Source organism: Spirosoma fluminis, assembly GCF_054778895.1.
Genome location: NZ_BAAGZD010000036.1, coordinates 70,380 through 92,311 on the forward strand (window position 1 = coordinate 70,380; position 21,932 = coordinate 92,311).

Genomic DNA, 21,932 nt, shown 5'->3' on the forward strand with positions numbered 1-21,932 from the left:
TCGTGGACAAACTCGTAAGAGTAGTTAATCGTTAATAACCTAATCACCAACTACTTAGATCACGTAATGATGGTTCTTGAAACTCACTCTTTCGCTCTTTGCCCATCCAACGCCAGATAAACGCCGTTGGTCCATCCGAAGCCATCCTGATTGGTGTAACTGCCCCCACCGGCTTTCAGCGACGCGTCGACAACGTTATATTTCTCAGTCATTTTACCGGTAGCCTTAAACACTTTATCGTTCAGCGCCAGCCAGCGATCACGGCCTTCATGGGCGGTTTCGACAAAACCATAGCTCATCAGGCCTTTGTAAACGATCCATTGCAAAGGCGCCCAGCCATTCGGCCAGTCCCACTGCTGTCCTGAGTCAACCAGCGTCGTGACCCACCCGCCCGTTTGCAAAAAATCGGCCTTAAGTCGGTCGTGAACGCGGCTGGCCTGCTCGGGCGTAGCCAGTTGGAAGAACAGCGGAAACACGCCCGCCAGCGTTACATTGTCGGTTTGTCGTTTCGCGATGGCATCGTAATCATGAAAGAAACCGGTCTCTTCATTCCAGAAGGTCTTTTGAATACGTTCTTTTCGGACTTCAGCGGCTGTAGCAAACAGACCATTACGTTCCTCAGACTCTGCGGTAATCTGGTATATATCCCGGAGCGTTGTTTCCAGTGAATACAGCACACAATTCAAATCGACCGGGATAATGTCGGCGGTATGCGTAGATACCATGGCGGGCGAGTGATTGAGCCACCACCGGCTGCTAAAATCCCAGCCCGATTCGCAGGCAGCCCGAAGGTGGTGATGTAAGGCTTCGGTATCTATTTCCTGTTCAACAGCCTTTAGGGCCAGTTTATATTCGGCCCGGAAAGCCTCCGGCCGGGGTGTTATCCGGTCGTCCCAGTAGCGGTTCAGCACGCTTTCGTCGGGCAGCAGGGCGACTCGTCTGGCTATTGACTGAACGGGAGTTAGTTCCTCCTGCCCCGCCATCCAGAAGTCATATTCCCGTTGTAGCTGCGGCAGGTAAGTCGTCAAGGTATCAGGCCCCTCTATATCGGCGAGCAGTTTCACCATCAGCGCAAAAAAAGGTGGTTGCGACCGGCTCAAGAAATAGGTTCGGTTGCCATTCGGGATAAAGCCATATTCGTCGATCAGGTACGCAAAATTGTCGATCATGTTGCGGATCAGGTTTACCCGCCCAGCTTCTTTCAGACCAAGCATGGTAAAGTAGCTATCCCAGTAGAAGATCTCGCGGAAGCGACCGCCCGGCACAATGTACGGATGCGGCAGGGACAGGCGGGAACTGCCCGCTACGTGTGGATCGGCGGGTCGGGTAAGTTGATCCCAAAGCCCGTTGATATGCGCCTGGGTACTTACAGTGGTGTCACTGACGTAGTCACCCGCGGGTTGGCTGGGCAACATAAAATACTTGTCGACAAAGGCCTTGAGGCTGAAATCAGGCTTTGTTTTTTCCGAGTTATACAGGGCGACAATGTCGGCTGGTGCCAGCTTCGGAATGCAATCGACGAAGGTTTTGGAATCTGGAAAAACGTTGCCCAGTTGAACATCCTGGAACAGTTCGCCAAAGAGTTCGTCGGGCGATTGTATAGGCGTGTAGTCTACCAAAATGCACGGGTTTGAAGGCCTTTGACTGTCAAGTCAAGTATGTATTTTAATAACTTACTTATCATTCCTACGTACCGATGTTCGTTTTAAAATGAACATCGGTACGTAGGAATGATAAAAACATGTTTACTGATTAATTACAGATTTGATCAACTGCAAAGGCACCCGTACCCAGTTGGGCCGATGGCTAAGCTCATAGCTTAAGTCGGCTACTGCCCGTTCGAGCAGGTAAGTTTCGATCATCATCTGCAAATCTTTGGATTGATTTGGGATAAATGAGCTGTTTTCGACCGCCGTGAGGTAGGCTTTCAGGAAGAATCCGCTCATAGAGTGCGCCCAGAAATCAGCGAACGGCAGAAGCTGAACGGTATCTTCGGGCGGTACGTGCGCATTGTTCAGAAAGCCTTCGTATGCTACGTAGTAAAACGAACGGATTAAGGTGGCTACATCCCGCAATGGCGAGCGTTTCAGCCGTCGTTCGCTGTAACTCCGGCTCGGATCACCCCCAAAATCCTGAATGGCTACATCTTTACCCGTCAACAGGATGTTTTCGAGTTGCAGATTACCGTGAATGCGGATTTTGGTGGCTTCCAGCTTTTTGGCGTAGATTCGTTTCAGCACCCGCAGCACTTCTTCTTTCCGACCCAGAATGGCCTGCACTTCCGGCTGAATATCGTCGGGTATACGTTTCAGATTACGTTGCTGAGCCTGGTAACTTTCGCGTACCAATGACTGCATTCCGGAGAAAAGAGAACGCTGATAGTGCAGCGAGAAGGCTTCGGGCGAAAACTCCTTGAGGCTGGTACCCGCAGCCAGGGCCAGGTGCATCTCCCCTACCCGCTTACCCATGAGCCGGGCCTGTTCGGATGCATGTTCACCCAGCAGTTCGCGTACGTCCGCCGGCAGCTCGTCCATCGCCACGGGTTCGGCAAATGTTCCCCGCTGGTTCAGCGGGGCCATTTCACTACGTTCCCGGGCCAGGATCCGCTCGATGAAGTTGTTAATCCGTTCCAGCATAAAGCTGTGGCCATCGCCGTGGTTGGCAACCATCACCTCCATCATACCCAGCATCACCGGCTCACGCTCACCTTCGTCGCGCAGTTCGATGGTTCCCGAGAAAGCAGGGACGTATTCAAAACCCGCCGTTTCGGACAGATAGCTGTTTATCTCAGCATCCGGATTAACTGATCCATCGATCTTCCGGTACATCTTCAGCAAATAGCAGTTGTCGTAGCTGATGGCTGTATAGTTTGGCCCACTGGTCACGAGCTTGCTTTTAATGTCGGTCCGCTCGCCAGCGAAGGAATTTAAAGCACCCGTGCTGTGGAAGACAATGTTATGATCAGTACCCGTATTAGGCTGATTATTTACCATTTGGGCGATGAGTGCCTGCTGCAACTCGGAGGTGTATAGCCCGTCGCACAGCACGCCTTTCTCTTCGCCTATCTGTACGTTGGCCAGCACTGCCTGCGGACAGTTAGCGGTGATGTTGTCAGCCCGGTCATCGCCCACAAAACTCAGCGCCAGCTGATAGGTTTCGGGTAATCCCCGCTCATACGTCACTTCAATCATGACGATGTACGATCGGGTGTCGTCGTGGTAAATCCGTCCGTAATTCGTAATGGTCAGGCCATATAATTTCTGGCCTTTTCCATTGAACCAATCCATTCGGTCCAGATAGGCGGGCAAGACGCGGGTTTCCAGCAGTTCGCGGGTACGCTTATTGGTTAAATCGTTGATTGTTTTAACCGTAATCGTTGGCAATGCGGCCCGTTCGAGCGCATCCGGACGTACTTTCTCCAGCACAAACCACTGGTAATCGTGCGGAGCCAGGGTAAAGAAGTACGTCCCCGTCTCTGAAATGACCGGGAATTGGTTACGGCTGAATGCTTCGACCGGTGTAAATCCTTTGTAGTCGATCAGGTCAATTTCGGCGGGCTGCGAATATTTCGACAGGTTGACCACAATCAGCAGCGTCTCATCTTCGTAGGTACGGGTAAAGGCCAGCACCTTCGGGTTCTCGACATTCACGAATTTCAGGTCGCCCCGCCCGAACGCCTTGTACTTTTTGCGCAGGTTGATCATCCGTTTGGTGAACCAGAACAGCGACGACGTATTCCGGCGCTGGGTTTCCACATTGACGGATTCGTAGTGGTATTCAGGATCGAGAATGGTAGGCAGATACAGCTTCTGCGGATTCGTATTCGAGAAGCCCGCGTTCCGGTCAGGTGACCATTGCATGGGTGTTCGCACACCGTCGCGGTCGCCCAGATATACGTTATCCCCCATACCTATCTCGTCGCCGTAGTACAAAACGGGCGTTCCTGGCAGAGAGAACAGAAGGCTGTTGAGCAGCTCGATTCGCTTGCGGTTGTTGCCCATCAGCGGAGCCAGCCGGTGCCGGATGCCGAGGTTAATCTTAGCCTTGGGGTCTTTGGCGTACGTCTTGTACATGTAATCCCGCTCTTCGTCGGTCACCATTTCGAGGGTAAGCTCGTCGTGGTTGCGCAGGAAAATGGCCCATTGGCAGGTAGCAGGGATATCGGGGGTCTGGTCGAAAATGTCGGTAATCGGGTACCGGTCTTCCATCTGCAACGCCATGAACATGCGCGGCATGACCGGAAAATGGTAGTTCATGTGACACTCGTCGCCATCACCGAAATACGACGCGGAGTCTTCGGGCCACATATTCGCTTCGGCCAGAAACACGACGCCCGGAAAATGATCGTCGATGTGTTTGCGCAGTTTTTTGAGGAACGCGTGGGTTTCGGGCAGATTTTCGCCGTTGGTCCCTTCCCGCTCGAACAGGTACGGAACGGCATCGAGCCGGAAACCGTCAACGCCCATGTCGCACCAGTAATCGATCATCCGGAACACCTCTTCCTGCACCAGCGGGTTGTCGTAGTTCAGGTCGGGCTGATGATGAAAAAAGCGGTGCCAGTAATACTGCTGAGCCTCATGGTCCCAGGTCCAGTTGGACGCTTCAAAATCCTGGAAAATAATCCGGACATCTTTGTACTGCGTAGGATCGTCGGTCCAGACGTAGTAGTCGCGTTCGGGTGAGCCTTTGGGTGCTTTGCGGGCGCGCTGAAACCAGGGGTGCTGATCCGATGAGTGGTTGATTACCAGTTCCGTAATCACTTTCAGGTTCCGCTGGTGGGCTTCGTCCAGAAACTGTTTGAACTGCTGAATGGTGCCGTAGGACGGGTTAATGTTGTAGTAATCGGCAATGTCGTAGCCGTCGTCACGCAGGGGCGACGGATAGAACGGCAGGACCCAGATGGCCGTTACGCCCAGTTCCTGCAGGTAATCGAGTTTTTCGAGCAGGCCCTGAAAATCGCCGATCCCATCGCCATTGCCATCCCGAAAGGCTTTGATGTGTAACTCATATATGATTGCATCCTTGTACCAATGCAGGTTGTCGTCTAATTGGGTGCTGCTCTCTGCCATAATCTCGTGCTTAGTGCGTTTGCCTCACTATTACTGATGCTCTATCTAACTATGAGACTACCCCGGTAGTTTATGGAAACAACAGAAGCAGACTAAACGGGCACAGAGAATACCAGAAAGCGCAGGCCAGCAAACGGTGCTGAACATACGACAACACGACCAGCCAGGTATCGTTCTAAGGGCTTTCTAAGATTTGTTTAAGTCCCGTCTAAGTTGTGAGAACGAACTTTACATCCAGCCTTATTGCGTTATGGAAGGTTTATCCGATATGAGTGTTTCAAAACATAGCTACAATCGTTTAGTCATCGTTGCCTATCGTTTACCGTTTACTATCAAGCAGACTTTCGGTGGAATTGAATTGGTTCAGAACGCCGGTGGCCTGGTCTCGGCGGTACTGTCCATGGCTGAGCAGATGGGCCAGTCGCCCGACGGGACAACGCCCAAGATCCACTGGGTCGGTCAGGCAGACCCGTCTTTGAAAGAGGTTGATCGGTCATTGTTCGAGAACGAAAGCTTCGTAGCCCACCCGGTTTTCATCGACGAAGCCATCAACAAGGGGTTTTACGAAGGTTTTTCCAATGACCTTATCTGGCCTCTGTTTCATTACTTTCCGACCTACGCGTCGTTTCGAGACAGCGATTATGATTGCTACCAGCAGGCCAACACGCAGTTTCTGCAAGAGATTACGGCGGCACTCGAACCGGGCGATCTGGTCTGGATTCACGACTTTCAACTAATGCTGTTGCCCGATATGCTCCGTCAGGCCGTTCCTGACGCAACCATCGGCTACTTTTTTCATATTCCGTTTCCGACCTACGAGATTATCAAGCTGCTTCCCCGAACCTGGCGGCAGGCGCTCATCAGTGGCGTATTGGGGGCCGATGTTGTCGGCTTTCACACGGCCGACTATGCGCAGCATTTTATCAATAGCGTTTCGGAAGTGCTGGCCCTGCCTACCATAAACCAACGGGTGGTTCTACCCGATCGCTCCGTAACGGTTAAGGCGTTTCCGATCAGCGTTGACTTTAATAAGTTCAACGAAGGCGCTCAGACCAGCGAAGTTATTGACATCCGAAATCGGTATCAGGATTTGCTTCGGCAGAACCGGATCATTTTCTCTGTGGACCGGCTCGATTACACGAAAGGTATTATCTACCGACTACAGGGCTACGAACGCTTTCTGATCGAAAATCCAGAATGGCACAACCGCGTTACGTTTGTTATCACGGTGGTACCATCTCGGGATAAGATTGGCCATTATCAGGAACTGAAACGCGAGATTGACGAAACCATCGGACGTATTAACGGCTTGTTCGGCAGCATCGGCTGGCGGCCCATCGTTTATTCGTACATGTCCCTGCCGTTTCCCGAACTGCTGGCCCTGTATACAGCCTGCGACGTAGCGTTGATTACGCCCATCCGGGACGGTATGAACCTGGTTTGTAAAGAGTTTATCGCCAGCCGACAGGACAACCGGGGCGTATTGATTCTTAGCGAACTGGCGGGAGCTGCCCAGGAGCTAACCGACTCACTCATCATCAACCCAACGGACAGCCAGGAAGTATCCTCGGCGATCCGGCAGGCGCTGGACATGAGTCCGGCCGAGCAGGAACGACGGATGAAAATCATGCGGGAGTACCTGCAAAACCATAACGTATTCCGGTGGAGCCACGACTTCCTGAGCGCCGTTGATGCTACGCTGAACAACCAGCGCCAGGTAGAAACGGACCTTCCCCTGCCCTCATTCACGACTGAATTTGAGAACGCCCAACAGCGCCTGCTCTTATTCGATTTCGACGGTACGCTGGCCCCTATTGTCAATGACCCCGCCGAAGCTCGTCTCTCAGAAACCACCCGGCAGTCGCTGCTCCGGCTCGCCGAAAGCAGCGACATCGTGGTCATCAGCGGTCGGAACCGGGTGTTTCTGGAGCAAACCTTTGTCAACATTCCCATCCAGTTAGTCGCCGAACATGGTGCCTTTCTGAAAAGGCCGGATCAGGACTGGCAGCGGCTCGACCTATCGACCGATGACTGGGTCGAATCAGTACGTTCGCTGTTTAACCAGTACGTCGACCGTTTCCCCGACTCGTTTGTCGAAGCGAAGGAAACGGCGATTGCCTGGCACTACCGCCGGGTTCAAAGCGACGACGTTGAGGGGCAGTCCATTGAATTAGCCAATCAGTTGCGGGCTCTGTCTTCATCAACGCCCCTGACCGTTATTCAGGGCAGCAAAGTCATTGAAGTGAAGCCCGCCCTGCACAGCAAAGGCACCGTTACCAGCAGCCTCTACGAACAGGCCACGTACGATTTTATCGTCAGTATTGGCGACGATACCACCGACGAAGACATGTTCCGGCAGCTGCCGAACTCAGCCTACACGATCAAAGTGGGTCCCGGTACGTCGTTCGCGCGCTATCGACTTGCCCGCCAGCGCGACGTAGAAATTCTTTTGCAGCGCTTAAGCGAAGCGCTGGTCGAATCACCACGTATTGGATAACGCAGTTCAGCCCCAGTCGCCTGTTATTTGTTGCCAGCCAGGCTGGCAACGTAGCCCGGTCCCATCAGTAACTGGCCGGGACGCTGACCCGTGTGTTTGCCTTCTTCAATAACCGGTGTTCCGTTAACGAGCACCCACGAAATACCCGTTGTGTAGGCATGAGGCTGTTCGTAGGTCGCTTTGTCCGCAACGGTTTTTTCGTCGAAGAGGACAAGATCAGCCGCATAGCCCGGACGTAACAGCCCGCGGTCGGTCAGGTGAAATCGCTGAGCGGGTAGTGAAGTCATGCGCCGGATGGCCTCCTCCAGCGGAATTACCTTTCGCTCCCGAACGTAACGACCCAGCACCCTGGCGTTGGTACCATACGCACGCGGATGCGGCATACCCGACCCAAATTTGGCCACCCCCGCATCCGAAGCAATCATTGTATTCGGATACCGCAGGATGTTTTCAACGTCGGTTTCGGACATGGTATGGTACACCATCTGGATGCGTTTCATGTCGGCCCGCTCCATGAGTTCCATTACCAGATCAGCTTCGGCAGTTGCGGTATTTTTCCGGCCTAGTTTCTGGTTGATCTGCGTAATGCTCAACCCATTGAACGTAGTATCGGCCCGGTAGCTGGCCACCACCGCGTAGTCGTAGTTTTTGCGCAGATTTTTCTTGAGGCTTTCCAGCATCTCCGTCCGAATTTTGGTCCGCGTAGCCGGGTCACGAAAACGGGCCAGCACCGCCGAATCGCCATCGGCCAGCGCCCACGACGGAAGGATGCTGGCCAGCGACGTACTGGATGCCGTGTATGGGTACTGGTCTACCGTTACGTCCAGTCCTTCGCGCCGGGCCGCTTCGACCAACTCGATCGTCTCCGTACTGTTCCCCCATAAAAGCTTGCTGGCCACTTTGAAGTGAGAAATCTCGACTGGAATGTTGGCTTCGCGACTGATCTGAATGGCTTCTTCAATGGCCTGTTTCACTTCCTGTCCTTCGTTCCGAATGTGCGATGCATAAACACCCCCGTACCGGGACGCCACTTTCGCCAGATTCACAATCTCGGGCGTGCGGGCATACGTACCGGGCGTATAAATCAGCCCCGTCGACAATCCAACCGCTCCGTCCTGCATAGCCTGCTGTACGATCGTTTCCATGTCGGCCTGCTCACGGGCCGTTGGCTCACGAAATGCCGTTTTCATCACCTTCAGCCGCACCGAATTATGCCCGATCAGCGACCCTAGATTAATCGATATACCCTGGGCGCGTAACGTATCGAAATAGCGCCTAAAGTTGGTGCCCGAGCTGCCGCAATTACCGGTGATTAGGGTCGTTACGCCGTCGTGGGTAAAGTTAGGCGCACCCGGCTGCGTTTCCAGATCCCCCTCAACGTGCGCATGTACGTCGATGAAGCCGGGGGCCACAATCAATCCGTTGGCATCAATAATCCGCGTCGCGTCGGCCGAGCGCAGTTTTCCTATCTGAACGATACGTCCATTACGAATGGCGACGTCGGCCCGTACCCAGGGATTTCCAGTGCCATCTACTACACGCCCGTTCTTAATTATCAGGTCGTAAGGCTGGGCAGTTGCCAGAGCGGGCAAAAGTGAGCAAAAGAGCAGCAAACGGAGAGACTGTTTCATGATGTTCAGGTTGTCGAATAATAGGTAAATACCTGATCAATATGCCTGTTTTTCCGGTTAGAACAAAACGCCCGGCAGGAAGAGCGGTACCTGGCCCCTACGTTCAATCAGACCGGAGTGCGTGACCGAATAAGGTGTATCTTTGACTGACTGGCTGGCCAGCGGCCGGTTTCCGGGAAACTTACGATGAGACAACCACTGCTTTTTTTACTGTTCTTTAGTTTTGCCGTAAGGGGGCTTAGCCAGGCTCCAAAGTCGATCTTTCCGCAGCCACTTAGCCCCCGGCTGGCGAATTACCGGATAGACGTAACGCTCGACCCGATCACGAAAAAACTCACGGGCAAAGAGACGCTCACCTGGCGGAACCCCTCGAACGACGTAATTCAGGAGCTACAGTTTCACTTGTACCTCAACGCCTTCCGCGATGAGAAATCGACGTTTATGCGCGAATCGGGCGGGCAGCTCCGGGGTACCGAAATCGACCGTACTGCAAAAGACAATCCGTATGGCTCCATTGATGTTGTCTCCATGAAACAACGCAACGGCCAGGCGCTGGCGTACCAGTTTATCCAACCCGACGACGGCAATAAAAAAGATCGGACGGTGATCCGCGTACCGCTCGACAAGCCCGTCGGGCCGGGAGAGACCATTGTGCTCGACATTACGTTTCAGGCCAAACTGCCCAAGATTTTTGCCCGTACTGGCTTCAGCCGCGATTACTTTCTGGTCGGTCAGTGGTTTCCCAAGATTGGCGTGTATGAACCGGCCGGTACGCGGTACGCGAAAACCGGGCAGTGGAATTGTCATCAGTTTCACGCGCACTCCGAATTTTACGCTGACTACGGCGTATATGACGTAAATATCACCGCCCCAAAGGAATACTGGGTAAGCGCTACGGGCTTGTTCCAGTCGGAGAAGCTGCACGCGAACGGCACCAAAACGATTCTCTACCACGCCGAAGATGTCGTCGATTTCGCCTGGACAGCCTCACCTCATTTTCAGGTTGTTGACGACAACTGGAAACGCCCAGCAGGCGGGACAGTCAGCATCGAGCTTCTGATGCAGCCCGAACATCTGCACCAGGCCCAGCGTCACCTCGACGCGGCCAAAGCGGCTTTAACGTATTTTGATAAACACCTCGGCACGTACCCTTTCCCCAACCTGACCATCGTGGACCCACCGTTTCACGCGGACGGCTCAGCCGGCATGGAATACCCAACGTTCATCACCGCCGGAACCGTTTCGTTTTTGCCCGAAGGCGCTCGCTTTCCGGAGCAGGTAACGGTTCATGAATTTGGGCACCAGTATTTCATGCAGCTACTAGCCTCGAATGAATTTGAAGAAGCCTGGCTCGACGAAGGATTTAACCAGTATTACGAAGGCCGGATCATGGACGAAACCTACGGCGCTCGCTCGTCGCAGATCGACTTGTTTGGCTACCGAATGGGCGATCTGGAAAGCTCCCGCGATAGCTACGTTCATCAGGACAATCCCGCAATCGGTACGTCGTTCGGCAATACGTGGCAGCTCGCACCTGGCCAGTATGGGGTCTTGACCTACTCGAAAACTGCCACCTGGATGCGGACGCTGGAAGGGCTGGTCGGTCGGCGGGTAATGGACGAGATCATGCAGACCTACTTCATCCGCTGGCGGTTCAGGCACCCAAACGGTGAAAACTTTATCGCTATCGTCAACGAAATTGTGCCAAAGCGGCTCGGCGCTAAGTACGGCCCGAACATGAACTGGTTTTTCGACCAGGTGCTTTACGGCGATCAGGTTATCGATTACGCGTTAACATCTGTTCGCAATCGATCCGATCAAACGACGGTTACGGTGGAGCGCAGGGGCAACGGACAGATGCCGGTAGACGTGGTCGTACGTTTCGAGAATGGCAGCGAACAGACCCTGCACTGGGACGGGAAATCGCGGCAGCAAATGTTTACTATCAAAACGAAAGCCAAAGCCGTTTGGGCGCAGGTCGATCCGAAGCAGAAAATCTACATGGACGTTAACTTTAACAACAATAGCCTGACGTTACGTCCATCCTCGGTTCCAGCGGCTAAATTTGCGACGAAGTTTTTGTTCTGGGTCCAAACCTGGATGCAGTGGCTGGCCTGGTTAGCGTAAACTGCGGCTTACTATACCCGATAATTCAAATGACTTTTACCGAACTCCATACCGTACTCAACAATGAATTCGCGGTAGAGCTGCCAGCCAATACGCAGAATCCACAGCCGTACCTGACTGTTCCCACCGAGCACCTGGTCGCGATTTGCCAGTTCTTACGCGACGACGAACGGTTATTTTTTGATTTATTGGCGTGCGTTACAGCTATTGACAATGGCCCCAGCGGAGATTCGCCGAAAGCCAACACGATGGAGGTCGTCTATAACCTCACCTCAATTCCTTACGAGCACAACCTGATGATGAAAGTTGTGGTGTCCCGGAACACGGGAAGCGCTTCGCTCCCATCGGTTCCGAGCGTAGCCCACATCTGGCGAACAGCCGACTGGCATGAGCGCGAAGCCTTCGATTTAGTCGGCATTCAGTTCGAGGGGCACCCTGACCTTCGCCGGATTCTGCTGCCAACCGACTGGGTAGGGCATCCGTTACGTACCGATTATAAAGAGGAAGACCAATACCACGGCATCAAAACCAAGTAAGCCCCGCGCAGTTTGCCGTTAGCCGTTTTGTTGTTTCATTTGTTATGGCTTCAAGACCAACTGCCGCCTTTTCATGCACTGTCTGTTACGTACCTGTCTAATTTTATCCGTCCAACTCAGCCTGCTCACGGCTACGTATGCTCAAACTGACTCGGTTGTCGTTACGGGCCGAATCCGAAACCTGTCGGCCCGACTGTACCGCGAGTCACCGACGGTACTTATCAGCCGGAATAATATCCTGCAAGCCAGCCGCGAATTAGTACGTCCGGCCCCGTTAAACGTAGACGGTACGTTTCGGGTCGCTTTACCCTTGATTTATGCGCAGGAAGAAATGTATTTTAATTACGGGCGTATCTCAACGGCGTTTCTGGCCGCGCCGGGTACACTATGTATCGATCTGAACGCTGATTCGCTCTTTACGGCAGCTGTTCCTTTTCAGTTTAGCGGGGTCAATGCCCAGGTAAACCAGCAGTTTGCGCGTTACAAAGCATTCGAAGCTTCCTTTAAAGACAACCCCGACGGCAAAAAACTGACAAGCCTGGTTGAAGGCCGGAACAACGTGGATGCTTATCGGCTGTTGCTGACTGCCTATCAGAAACCGTTTCGGGCCTTTGCCGGTGTAGAGAAACCGTTTCCGCTGGTAACACGCTGGGTAGGCTCTACCAATCAATACGGAGCGGCTGCTTTTCTCTACGAAAAAGCGCTCTACGAAGACCAGAAATTACCTACTTCGCTCAACGATTCACTACGTCCGCCCAACGACCAGCTTCTGACCGCAGCGCGCGCTTCGGCCATGAACCAGTTTGCCAATTACGCTATCCAGTACAAATCCAGCACCCAGCAAAACTCGTCGAACGAAGGGGTGGCCGTGGACCGACTGGCGGCCTTACTGTTACGTTACGGCCGGAATCTGACGAGTACGGACCGGGCTCGACTAGAAGGGTTTGTCGAATCTAATAGCGCGAAAGGCTCCGATCTGCGGTTTTTTGAGGGACTAATACGGCGCTCGAACGATACGCTTCAGCGGCTGGTCAACTACGAAAATATCATTCGGCGCACCCGAACCAACTTTGGATCTGCCGCTACCCCTTACCTTACCGCCTATGTGTTAGCGAATACGTTACCCGGCTTAACGCTCGACTTTGCCAAGTTGCTGTACAACTACGCCCGACCCCAGGTGACCGACCCGGCCCTGGCTCAATCGTTGAATGAGCTGTACCGGCTGGAAGTAAAGGACAGTACACGTATCCGGGCAGCTACCGAAACGCTTAGAAAAGCAGGCAATACAGCATCAGCTCTGGAAATTTCGCCGGGTGTGTTTGTCACCCGCGACAATACGGACAGTGGGTCTGACCTGATCGATCAGGTCATTAATGCGAACCGGGGCAAAGTAATCTATCTGCTAATGACGCTACCGACGGAGGAAGGTGGCCGACAGGCGGCTCTTGATGCCCAACGACTACGCAACGCCTATAGCCCCCGTAATTTCGCGCTGGTGTATCTGCCCATGCCCGACACCGACAAGCTGTTATGGCCCGAAATCGCTACTCGTTACAATCTCTCAGGCGACCATCTGTTACTAACTACGGACCAGTTAAGCGATGCCATTCAACGATTACGTCCTGATACCGAAGTATCAGCCACCGTGGTCAACCGGGTTGGTAAGATTGTAAAACGAAACGCGCCCTTGCCGAGCGCGTTCGATGATGCAAAAAAGCTGATTGATAAAAATCTGTACTGATTACAACCCGTACTGATCTAACAGATACACCAACGCGGCCATAGAGGCTGCGCCCAGCTCAAGCTCACGCTGACTGACAGCCTCGAACCGATCAACAGCCGTGTGGTGATAATCGAAGTATCGTTGTGAGTCAGGTTTAAAGCCAAACAGAACCGTACCTAACGCAGCAAGTGGCCCGATGTCTGCGCCACCGCTGCCCGCGCCGATGTCAGTAAGTCCGTACGGAGCGAGCAGGGGCTTCCACGGCTCGACCTTCGACCGTTGAGCGGCTGTTCCCACGATGCCAAAACCACGGGGCGTAAACCCGCCTTCATCCGATTCAACCGCGGCAATGTGCTTTTCTCCGTTTGCCTTCGCCAGATCGGCATACTTTACACCACCCCGCAGGCCGTTCTCTTCATTCATGAACATCACGACCCGAATGGTACGCTTCGGCTTAATGCCTAACGTTTTCATGATACGTAATACTTCAATCGACTGAACGCAGCCTGAGCCATCGTCGTGCGCGCCCTCTGCCAAATCCCAGGAGTCTAAGTGTCCGCCAACGACAATGATTTCATCGGGTTTTTCACTACCCTTAATCTCGCCCACTACGTTATGGGATTTGGCATCGGGCAGGGTTTCGCAGTTCTGTTTGAAAAAGAAAGTCAGGTTTGGGTTCTCCTGCAACGACTTGCTGAGCAAATCAGCGCCGTTCGTACTGATAGCTGCTGCCGGAATCAGCGGAACGCCCGTTCCGTAGCGCATACCACCTGTGTGTGGATTGTCGTCGTGTACGTTCGTCATCGAGCGGACAATTACGCCAACCGCTCCGAGCTTAGCAGCCTCCGTTGCTCCATTGGCCCGCTGGTCTACGGCCCCACCGTACGCTTCGAACGTATTAAGCTTAGTCGGGTCCATCGGCCGGTTGAAAAAAACGATCTTACCCTTCACTTTCTCCGCACCCAGCGCCCGGAGTTCAGGGAAGTTTTTCACCTCGATCACGTCCGCTTCCACACCTTTCGCACTCGTCGCTACTGACCCACCCAGGGCGGCTATCGGCACCGTCATCTTTTGCTTGCCAACCCGAATAAACGCTTCTTCTTTAGCGCCCCGTACCCAATGCGGTACCATCACCTCCTGCAGAAATACGCGGTCAAACCCTTGCTGCTCCATCACCTGCTTAGTCCAGTCAACGGCTTTTTGCGCCCCCGTAGAGCCACTCAGTCGCGGCCCGATCTGCTTAGTGAGATAACGAAGCCATTCGTACGATTTGCCGTTGGCCAGCGCTTCGTTGTAAATTTTACGGATGGTGACTGAATCGGTATTCTGGGCGTAACTATAGCCTACGATCAGGCTAAAGAGAAAGGTAATTGTTTTCTTCATGATTGGCGGTTGTAGGCGTTAAGTGAGCAAGATAACCAAAATGTATTCCTGCGCTTACGTACACCGGTTAACCCCCACTTTTACCCAAAACTTTTTGAAGCGGTGGTTGCTTCGTTACGTTCAACTGGAATACGTCAGGTCGGGCGTAGTGTCCCACGGAATCGAAGTCCAGCTTACTTTTCGCCAATACGGCAAAATCCAACTCGGCGGTGAGCAAGCCCTCCTGACCCCAAAGGGGGCCAGCCAGGATTTCACCCATGGGCGATAGGATGACACTACCACCCCGACTCATAATTTCTGGCTCATCGGCCAGCTCAGCCTGATACCGCTCGGGATAATCGGATCTGCGAACAAACTGATTACTAGCCAGTACGTAACAGCGGCCCTCCAACGCAATATGCTGCATGGTGGCCTGCCAGGACTCTCTGGCATCGGCGGTAGGCGCCAGATAGATCTCAATGCCCTGCTGATACATCGCCGTTCGGGCTAAAGGCATGTAATTTTCCCAACAGATCAGGCCACCAATTTTACCTAAGTCCGAATCAAAGCTGAGCAACGTACTGCCATCACTTTCGCCCCAGATGAAGCGCTCTAATCCAGTTGGTTTCAGCTTCCGATGCTGACCTAAAAACCGTCCGTCAGGCGCAAAATAGAATAGTGAGCAGTAAAGCGTACCGCCAACGGGTTCCCGTTCGGTCACGCCTAGTGCAACGAACATGCGGGCCGCCCGAACCGCTTCGCTGATCCGTTCCGTATGAGCCGAATTGGCCTCGATACTATTCGCCCAATAATCCAGCCAGGTGTTACGTCCCCGTTCGGTACGACGCCCAACCACGGCATCAAAGCTTAACCCGCGAGGATAACACGGGATAAACGATTCTGGAAATAGAAGCAGCTGGCAGCCTTCGTTAGCCGCTTTCCGAATCCACTGGATGACCAGGTCAACACTTTTATCGATATCAAACAGCACTGGCGTTGCCTGCACCACGCCAACCTTACCTTTTTTGAACTCCATACGTTAAACGACCTTACGGGTAGAATTGCGACCGCGTGGCGGAGCTTAGCGGCAACAAAGCGCTGGCTAATATCAGCAATAAATGACTCCCAATAAACAAAAACCCGGCTACTGTTGAGTAGCCGGGACTATCATTCACTGTACGTTACGTTTTTTCCTACATATTAATCGCCCGATTGTCGGTAGCGGCTAAGCAGGCTTCTTTGAACGCTTCGGTATAAGTCGGGTGCGCATGCGACATCCGCGATACGTCTTCCGCCGACGCCCGGAACTCCATCGCCACAACGGCTTCGGCAATCATATCGGCCGCCCGTGGACCAATGATGTGAACACCCAGGATTTCGTCGGTTTCCTTGTGAGCCAACACCTTCACTAAACCATCAATGTCCATGCTGGCGCGGGCCCGTCCAAGTGCTTTGAAGGGGAACGAACCGGTCTTGTACGGAATGCCTTCCTGTTTCACTTCCTCTTCGGTATAACCCACAGCCGCAACTTCAGGCCAGGTGTACACAACGTTTGGAATGAGCCGGTAATGGATGTGTGGCTTTTGGCCCGCGATGGTTTCGGCAATGAACGTGCCTTCCTCTTCGGCTTTGTGCGCTAACATCGCCCCGCGGATTACGTCGCCTAATGCGTAGATGTGCGGAACGCTTGTACGCAGGTGGTTATCGACCTCAACCTTCCCGCGGTTGTCGGTTTTCAGGCCAGCCGCTTCCAGATTTAGCCCGTCAGTATACGGCCGACGCCCAACTGATACCAGGCAATAGTCACCGGTTAAGGTAATTTGTTTCGGTCCGTCGCCACGGCCATCGGGCGTATCGACGCTTACCTCTACCTCCTCGCCTTTGTTCTCAACTTTCGTGACTTTGTGGTTGAAGTAAAAATCAGCGCCTAGCTTTTTCACCGCCCGCTGAAGCTCTTTCCCCATCGTTTTATCCATGGTCGGAATCATCGAATCCGCAAACTCAACGAACGACACTTTGGCACCAAGACGAGCATAAACCGAACCCAGCTCAGCGCCGATAACACCAGCGCCGATAATGATCAGGTGTTTGGGTACCTCTTCGAGCTTAAGCGCTTCTGTAGACGTAATGACCCGCTTTTTATCAATCGGCATTGACGGAAACGATAGCGGCTTCGACCCAGTCGCAATGATGATATTCTTGCCGGTAATCGTTTGTTCAGAACCGTCGTCCTTTGCGATTTTGATCGTATGTGGGTCAACAAACGAACCGAACCCGTAGAACGTATCAATTTTGTTTTTCTTCATCAGAAACGCAATACCCTTTGTCGTCTGATCGACTACGTCCTGCTTCCGGGCAATCATCTGATGTAGATCAACCTGTAGGTCGTTGAGCCTGATGCCGTGTTGAGCGAAGGTGTGAGCTGCGTTGTAAAAATGCTCTGAGGAGTCGAGCAGCGCCTTTGAGGGAATACAGCCTACATTCAGACAGGTGCCGCCCAGCGCAGGGTATTTTTCAATAATTGCCGTTTTTAGTCCGAGTTGAGCACAGCGAATTGCGCCGGTATAGCCCCCTGGCCCCGAACCGATCATAATAACATCGTATTCCATTGCGTATGTTGGTTTTAGCCATGCAGGGTCATTAACGAATCATTAGTTGTCGCTTTACGCAATAAATGACAATCAATGACCACATACTGACCACTCAATGACTAGATGAATAGCGTTTCGGGTACAAATTTGGTTCAGAATTTGATTGACAAAACCGATTTCCAAAAATTCGTGTTGGTGGTTCAGAAAAGCTTCAGGTACAGGGAGCTGATTCACCTTACTTTATGCGCGCAATTTTTCCTCTTGGCCTTCTGATTACATGGGTTCTTATGGGTTGTGATAACCCCGTTCAGCAGAATCAGCCAAATGTTTATTATGACGTCGCTGGCTTTGTGAAAAAGCAAATTGCCGAGCTATCTGCCCAGAAACCCTTGGTTTCTAAAAGCGTTCTGATTAATGCGGAACAGAATCGGCAGGCGACCCGGGATGTGAACTGGAGCCGCGAACTGGAACTGTTTACCCAGGCGGATATCAACAAACCGGCTTTGCGCACGAGTTACCAGATTACGCGGCCCGACTCGCTAACCTATCAATATTTGTTGAAGAAGTCGGAAGAACGGCTAACGGTACGTTCCCTACGTGTCCAGTTAGACTCAGCCACTCGTCAGCCGCGCCGAATCGAAGCTGTTTTGCAAACAAAAAATCCGCTGTATTCGTCCGAACGGCATTTATTACTTGAGAGCGGACCCACCCAAGGGCAGCAATGGCGCATAGCACACTACAAGCTGTCCGGTTTCCAGCAGTTGCCTTATTTCGCCAAAAATGAGTTTATGGTAGAAGGCCGGGTTCAGTAATACGTCAGGCGGTCGCCAAATCTGACGATGTGGGCAGAATAAAAATAAACGTAGTGCCTTCGCCGACTTCGGAGTGAACTTCGTAACGCCCTTTGATGAGATCCATGCGGGCCTGAATATTACGTAGTCCCATGCCGGTAGCATCGGCGGGATTCATGCCACAGCCATTATCCTTTACGATCATATTCAGCTCACTGCCAAACCGCCGGAACAGAATGTCGGCCTCCGTCGCTTCGGAATGCCGCAGAATATTGCTGCATAACTCGATACAGATTGAATACAAATTGAACTCGGTTGTTTTATCCAGACGGGGCAATTCCTCGTTGTCAAGCCGGAATATGGTTTTTTGGGACAGGTTGAGCTTGTACACCAATCGGGTCAAAGCCTCCGACAACCCCTGTTTCTCCAGTTCATCGGGCTGTAAATTATGCGACAGGTAACGTACCTCCGCAAAGGCTTCCTTCGTCATACCGAGCAGATTCTGGTAAATCAGCTGCTCGCGCTCGGATAGACGGGCTGGATTCAAGGCCGATAAACTGGTTTTAATAGCCGCCAGCAAACCGCCGAGACTATCGTGCAGGTCAGCCGCCATTCGTTTCCGTTCGAGCGTCTGACCACGTAACAAAGCCTCTTCGATTTCCCGATTTTTCGCCCGTAACTGATCGTTCGCCAGCTTCAGCTCCGCTGTTCGGGCGATAACTTTATCTTCCAGCCCCCGGTTAAACGCTTCGATCTCCCGTTTTTGCCGGTAAATCAACTGACTCTTACGAAAATACACCGTAGCGAAAACCAGTAGCATCGCCAGTCCGCCAACCAGAAACGTCCGCATCAGGGCCTGTTGTTCGATATCGTGACTGAGTGTGTTTATACGGGCTCGGTGCTCCAGCTGGCTCTTTTGGGAATCAGCCCGTAACCGTTCGGTTTCGATCCGCTGCTGAAGCTGGCTCATCCGGGCCTCACCAGCTAGTTGCTCCCGCTCCGCCCGCGATCGGATACGCGCCAGTTCAGCCTGCCTGCGCATATCCAGTAACTGCTGCTGTTGAATCAACCGCTCTTTTTCTGCCTGAACTTTTACCTGACCTATATCATATTTCTTCTGCAAGGCCGATAACTCCTGAACCCGCTTCAACGCATTCAGACTATCACGTATCTGAATATGTTCTTCGTACATACTCAGCGCCTGACCTGGTTGATTGGCCAGCCGATACGCTTTATAGAGGGATTGCGTCACCATCTGGCGGATGCGAAGGAATCCTGACTGGCGGGCAATGGTTATGGCTTTTTCCCCATAGTCGATAGCCAGTTTTGGCTGATTCAACAGCGCATAACATTCTGACAGGCGCGCCCAGACCGAGGCCTGACCAACGCGGTCGTTGAGCTGCGTCCAGACAGCTAACCCTTCCTGAAAAAATTTGATGGCCTGATCCGGGTGGCCGCGATTGATCAAAAAGTCACCCAGCCGGTCATCGGCATAGGCCACATTCATTTGCGAGCGAGCATCCAGAGCGATTAGTCGACTTGCTTCGTACTGCTGGCGCGCCAAATCATATTTCCCCTGTATTTCATACACTTCGCCCATCTGGGCTGTAGCCTGCCCCGTCAGCAGTTTCCTGTGTTTAGGCGTTAGCGACGTATTGAAGCCGAGAAATGTTAACGAATTTCGGTAACTCGATAAAGCGTTATCATACTCCTTCATCAGCATGTATATGTCGCCCATATTCATCTGCACCTGCCACCGCGGAGAACTTTCACGGGGTAAACGGGCGCACATTTCCGAAGCTTGCTGGTTGATGCGGAGTGCTTCAGGATATTCGCCTTTCACAGTACGCAGGTAATGCTCCTGAAGCATCATGGCCCGTACAGCGTACAGGACATTGTGGTAGAGCACCGCCCGCTCTTTTAAAACACCCGCGTAGAAGTAACTGCTGTCACGGCTTTGCCCCCGCATTTGCTTGAACACAAGCGACATGAAGCGTAGTCCTTCCAAACGTAACGTATCATTGTGGGCAGTCCGGGGGAGCCGTTCGATGCTTTGGCGATACGTACGTCCAAGCGTCAGTAGGCTATCCATATAGGCGGCATCCGTTCGGCGATCGAAATTCAACTCTGGTAACGTAGGATACGCTTGCCCCCAGCAGGCAACGCCCCACATAAGCATAGCAAATCCAAGCCAAAACGATCTCATAGCTCAACTCCCGTCACCAAGTGCGAATACAAGGCTCTAAAGTAATCATTATATACAGACAATCAAGAGCTTACCCGAGAATTTATAAATTTAGCGGTCGTTTTCCGCATCATAACTCCAACGAAATCAGCCTATCCGGTTATTCCGCTACCAATACAATAACCTGATGGTAGCGTACAGAAATACATAATGGGTATACTTGCTGAAAGATTTTGCGAAAAATTTGTGTGTCATTTAAACGCTTGGCTCAAAAAGAGAATCCAAGCTATACTGTCAAACGTAAGTACAATAATTTCCAAGAATAAGCTAGAATTAAGGAAGTTTTTATTACTTTCGTTGTCCTAAAATAATTCAGCTATAATTGTATAAAAATATTAGCATTTTGGCAGATTTTTTGTGGCAACAGTTGCATATATGTAAATAATATTCTTATTTTTAAGGCTTAATTACCAAAAGTTACAAAAAACTTAATCCCCCGCACACACTATCGGAACACAGCTCTACGTTACCTAATTGTCTTACTGAAAAATGGAAAAAGCCCAGGTAAACGACAGTGAGCTGATTTCCCTGTATATCCGTGGTAATGAGAAGGCCTTTGCAAAATTAGTGCAACGGCATAAGTCGAAGATTTACACCACCATTTACTTAATTGTAAAAGACCAGTATGTGGCGGAGGATTTGATGCAAGATACGTTCATAAAGGCCGTAGACACGCTCAAATCTGGTAAATACAACGAGGAAGGCAAATTCTTACCTTGGATTATTCGGATCGCTCACAACTTGGCCATTGACTATTTCCGAAAAGATAAACGCTACCCCAGTGTGGTGTTTGAGGACGGAAGCAGTGTGTTCAACACGCTTGAGTTTGCGGAGGATTCGATAGAATCACTTCAGATCCGGCAGGAAACACACGAGCATTTGCGCGAATTGATTCAGCGGTTGCCGGAACAACAGCGTCAGGTGCTTATCATGCGGCACTACGAGGAAATGAGTTTCCAAGAGATTGCCGATGCGACCGGCGTCAGTATTAACACGGCTTTGGGACGTATGCGTTATGCGCTGATTAATCTGCGCAAACAACTGAGCAAACGTTCGCCAAGTTATGATAAAAACATTTACCCAAGATGATGTAATCCGGTACGTCTACGAAGAGACTTCCGCTGAGGAAAATCTGCTCATTGAAGACGCCATGATGTTTGAACCGGAACTGATGACCTTCTTTCTGGAAGCGCTCGAACTACGCGCTTTGATGAACAGGATTGAACGTCAGCCTCGTGAAAATACAGTTCAGACTATCCTTAATTACTCCAAACACCATCCGGCCAATCCACCCAAGCGATTACGACATACGTAACGGATGGGTGGATTAATGTTGCCTACTGTAGCACAGCAATTAAGC

At 52.0% G+C, this 21,932-nt stretch carries 14 protein-coding genes; 7 read left to right on the forward strand and 7 right to left on the reverse strand.

Annotated features, from left to right (window positions below):
- Positions 1 to 83 precede the first annotated feature (83 nt).
- Positions 84 to 1,619 (reverse strand): alpha,alpha-trehalase TreF, encoded by a 1,536-nt coding sequence (gene treF, locus ACYVBJ_RS21180; RefSeq protein ID WP_460984300.1) that lies wholly within the window; start codon positions 1,617 to 1,619, stop codon positions 84 to 86.
- 126 nt (positions 1,620 to 1,745) lie between these two features.
- On the reverse strand, positions 1,746 to 5,069 hold the full coding sequence (gene treS / locus ACYVBJ_RS21185) for a maltose alpha-D-glucosyltransferase (protein ID WP_460984301.1): 3,324 nt from the start codon (positions 5,067 to 5,069) through the stop codon (positions 1,746 to 1,748).
- 268 nt (positions 5,070 to 5,337) lie between these two features.
- Here treS and ACYVBJ_RS21190 point away from each other — a divergent pair, with 268 nt between their 5' ends.
- A complete protein-coding gene (locus ACYVBJ_RS21190; RefSeq protein ID WP_460984302.1) occupies positions 5,338 to 7,566 on the forward strand; it encodes a bifunctional alpha,alpha-trehalose-phosphate synthase (UDP-forming)/trehalose-phosphatase in 2,229 nt (742 codons plus the stop codon).
- A 23-nt stretch (positions 7,567 to 7,589) separates the two neighbouring features.
- On the opposite strand, the gene ACYVBJ_RS21195 is transcribed toward ACYVBJ_RS21190, so the two are convergent.
- Positions 7,590 to 9,197 (reverse strand): N-acyl-D-amino-acid deacylase family protein, encoded by a 1,608-nt coding sequence (locus ACYVBJ_RS21195; protein WP_460984303.1) that lies wholly within the window; start codon positions 9,195 to 9,197, stop codon positions 7,590 to 7,592.
- A 186-nt stretch (positions 9,198 to 9,383) separates the two neighbouring features.
- On the opposite strand from ACYVBJ_RS21195, the gene ACYVBJ_RS21200 reads away from it, so the two are divergent.
- From ACYVBJ_RS21200 to ACYVBJ_RS21210, 3 genes are all read left to right on the forward strand, one after another.
- On the forward strand, positions 9,384 to 11,324 hold the full coding sequence (locus ACYVBJ_RS21200) for a M1 family metallopeptidase (RefSeq protein WP_460984304.1): 1,941 nt from the start codon (positions 9,384 to 9,386) through the stop codon (positions 11,322 to 11,324).
- A gap of 29 nt (positions 11,325 to 11,353) precedes the next feature.
- The gene (locus ACYVBJ_RS21205; RefSeq protein WP_460984305.1) at positions 11,354 to 11,860 is read left to right on the forward strand and encodes an NADH-quinone oxidoreductase subunit C; all 507 of its coding nucleotides are present in this window, start codon (positions 11,354 to 11,356) and stop codon (positions 11,858 to 11,860) included.
- Positions 11,861 to 11,933: 73 nt separating this feature from the next.
- The gene (locus ACYVBJ_RS21210) at positions 11,934 to 13,601 is read left to right on the forward strand and encodes a hypothetical protein (RefSeq protein WP_460984306.1); all 1,668 of its coding nucleotides are present in this window, start codon (positions 11,934 to 11,936) and stop codon (positions 13,599 to 13,601) included.
- Here ACYVBJ_RS21210 and ACYVBJ_RS21215 read toward each other — a convergent pair whose 3' ends face one another.
- From ACYVBJ_RS21215 to lpdA, 3 genes are all read right to left on the reverse strand, one after another.
- Positions 13,602 to 14,966, reverse strand: a complete 1,365-nt coding sequence (locus ACYVBJ_RS21215; RefSeq protein ID WP_460984307.1) for a M28 family peptidase — start codon at positions 14,964 to 14,966, stop codon at positions 13,602 to 13,604.
- A 67-nt stretch (positions 14,967 to 15,033) separates the two neighbouring features.
- Positions 15,034 to 15,981, reverse strand: a complete 948-nt coding sequence (locus ACYVBJ_RS21220) for a carbon-nitrogen hydrolase family protein (protein ID WP_460984308.1) — start codon at positions 15,979 to 15,981, stop codon at positions 15,034 to 15,036.
- A gap of 157 nt (positions 15,982 to 16,138) precedes the next feature.
- Entirely contained in the window at positions 16,139 to 17,554 is a 1,416-nt protein-coding gene (gene lpdA / locus ACYVBJ_RS21225; RefSeq protein WP_460984309.1) for a dihydrolipoyl dehydrogenase, read from the reverse strand.
- 224 nt (positions 17,555 to 17,778) lie between these two features.
- Between lpdA and ACYVBJ_RS21230 the strand changes: the two genes are divergently transcribed.
- On the forward strand, positions 17,779 to 18,348 hold the full coding sequence (locus ACYVBJ_RS21230; RefSeq protein WP_460984310.1) for a hypothetical protein: 570 nt from the start codon (positions 17,779 to 17,781) through the stop codon (positions 18,346 to 18,348).
- A 4-nt stretch (positions 18,349 to 18,352) separates the two neighbouring features.
- Here ACYVBJ_RS21230 and ACYVBJ_RS21235 read toward each other — a convergent pair whose 3' ends face one another.
- Positions 18,353 to 20,533: a tetratricopeptide repeat-containing sensor histidine kinase gene (locus ACYVBJ_RS21235; RefSeq protein WP_460984311.1), complete on the reverse strand. Its 2,181-nt coding sequence runs from the start codon at positions 20,531 to 20,533 to the stop codon at positions 18,353 to 18,355.
- Between the two features lie 528 nt (positions 20,534 to 21,061).
- On the opposite strand from ACYVBJ_RS21235, the gene ACYVBJ_RS21240 reads away from it, so the two are divergent.
- Both ACYVBJ_RS21240 and ACYVBJ_RS21245 read left to right on the forward strand, forming a co-directional pair.
- On the forward strand, positions 21,062 to 21,661 hold the full coding sequence (locus tag ACYVBJ_RS21240; protein ID WP_460977362.1) for an RNA polymerase sigma factor: 600 nt from the start codon (positions 21,062 to 21,064) through the stop codon (positions 21,659 to 21,661).
- A complete protein-coding gene (locus tag ACYVBJ_RS21245) occupies positions 21,636 to 21,887 on the forward strand; it encodes a hypothetical protein (RefSeq protein WP_460984312.1) in 252 nt (83 codons plus the stop codon). The genes ACYVBJ_RS21240 and ACYVBJ_RS21245 overlap by 26 nt, the downstream gene beginning before the upstream one ends.
- The last annotated feature ends 45 nt before the right edge of the window (positions 21,888 to 21,932 follow it).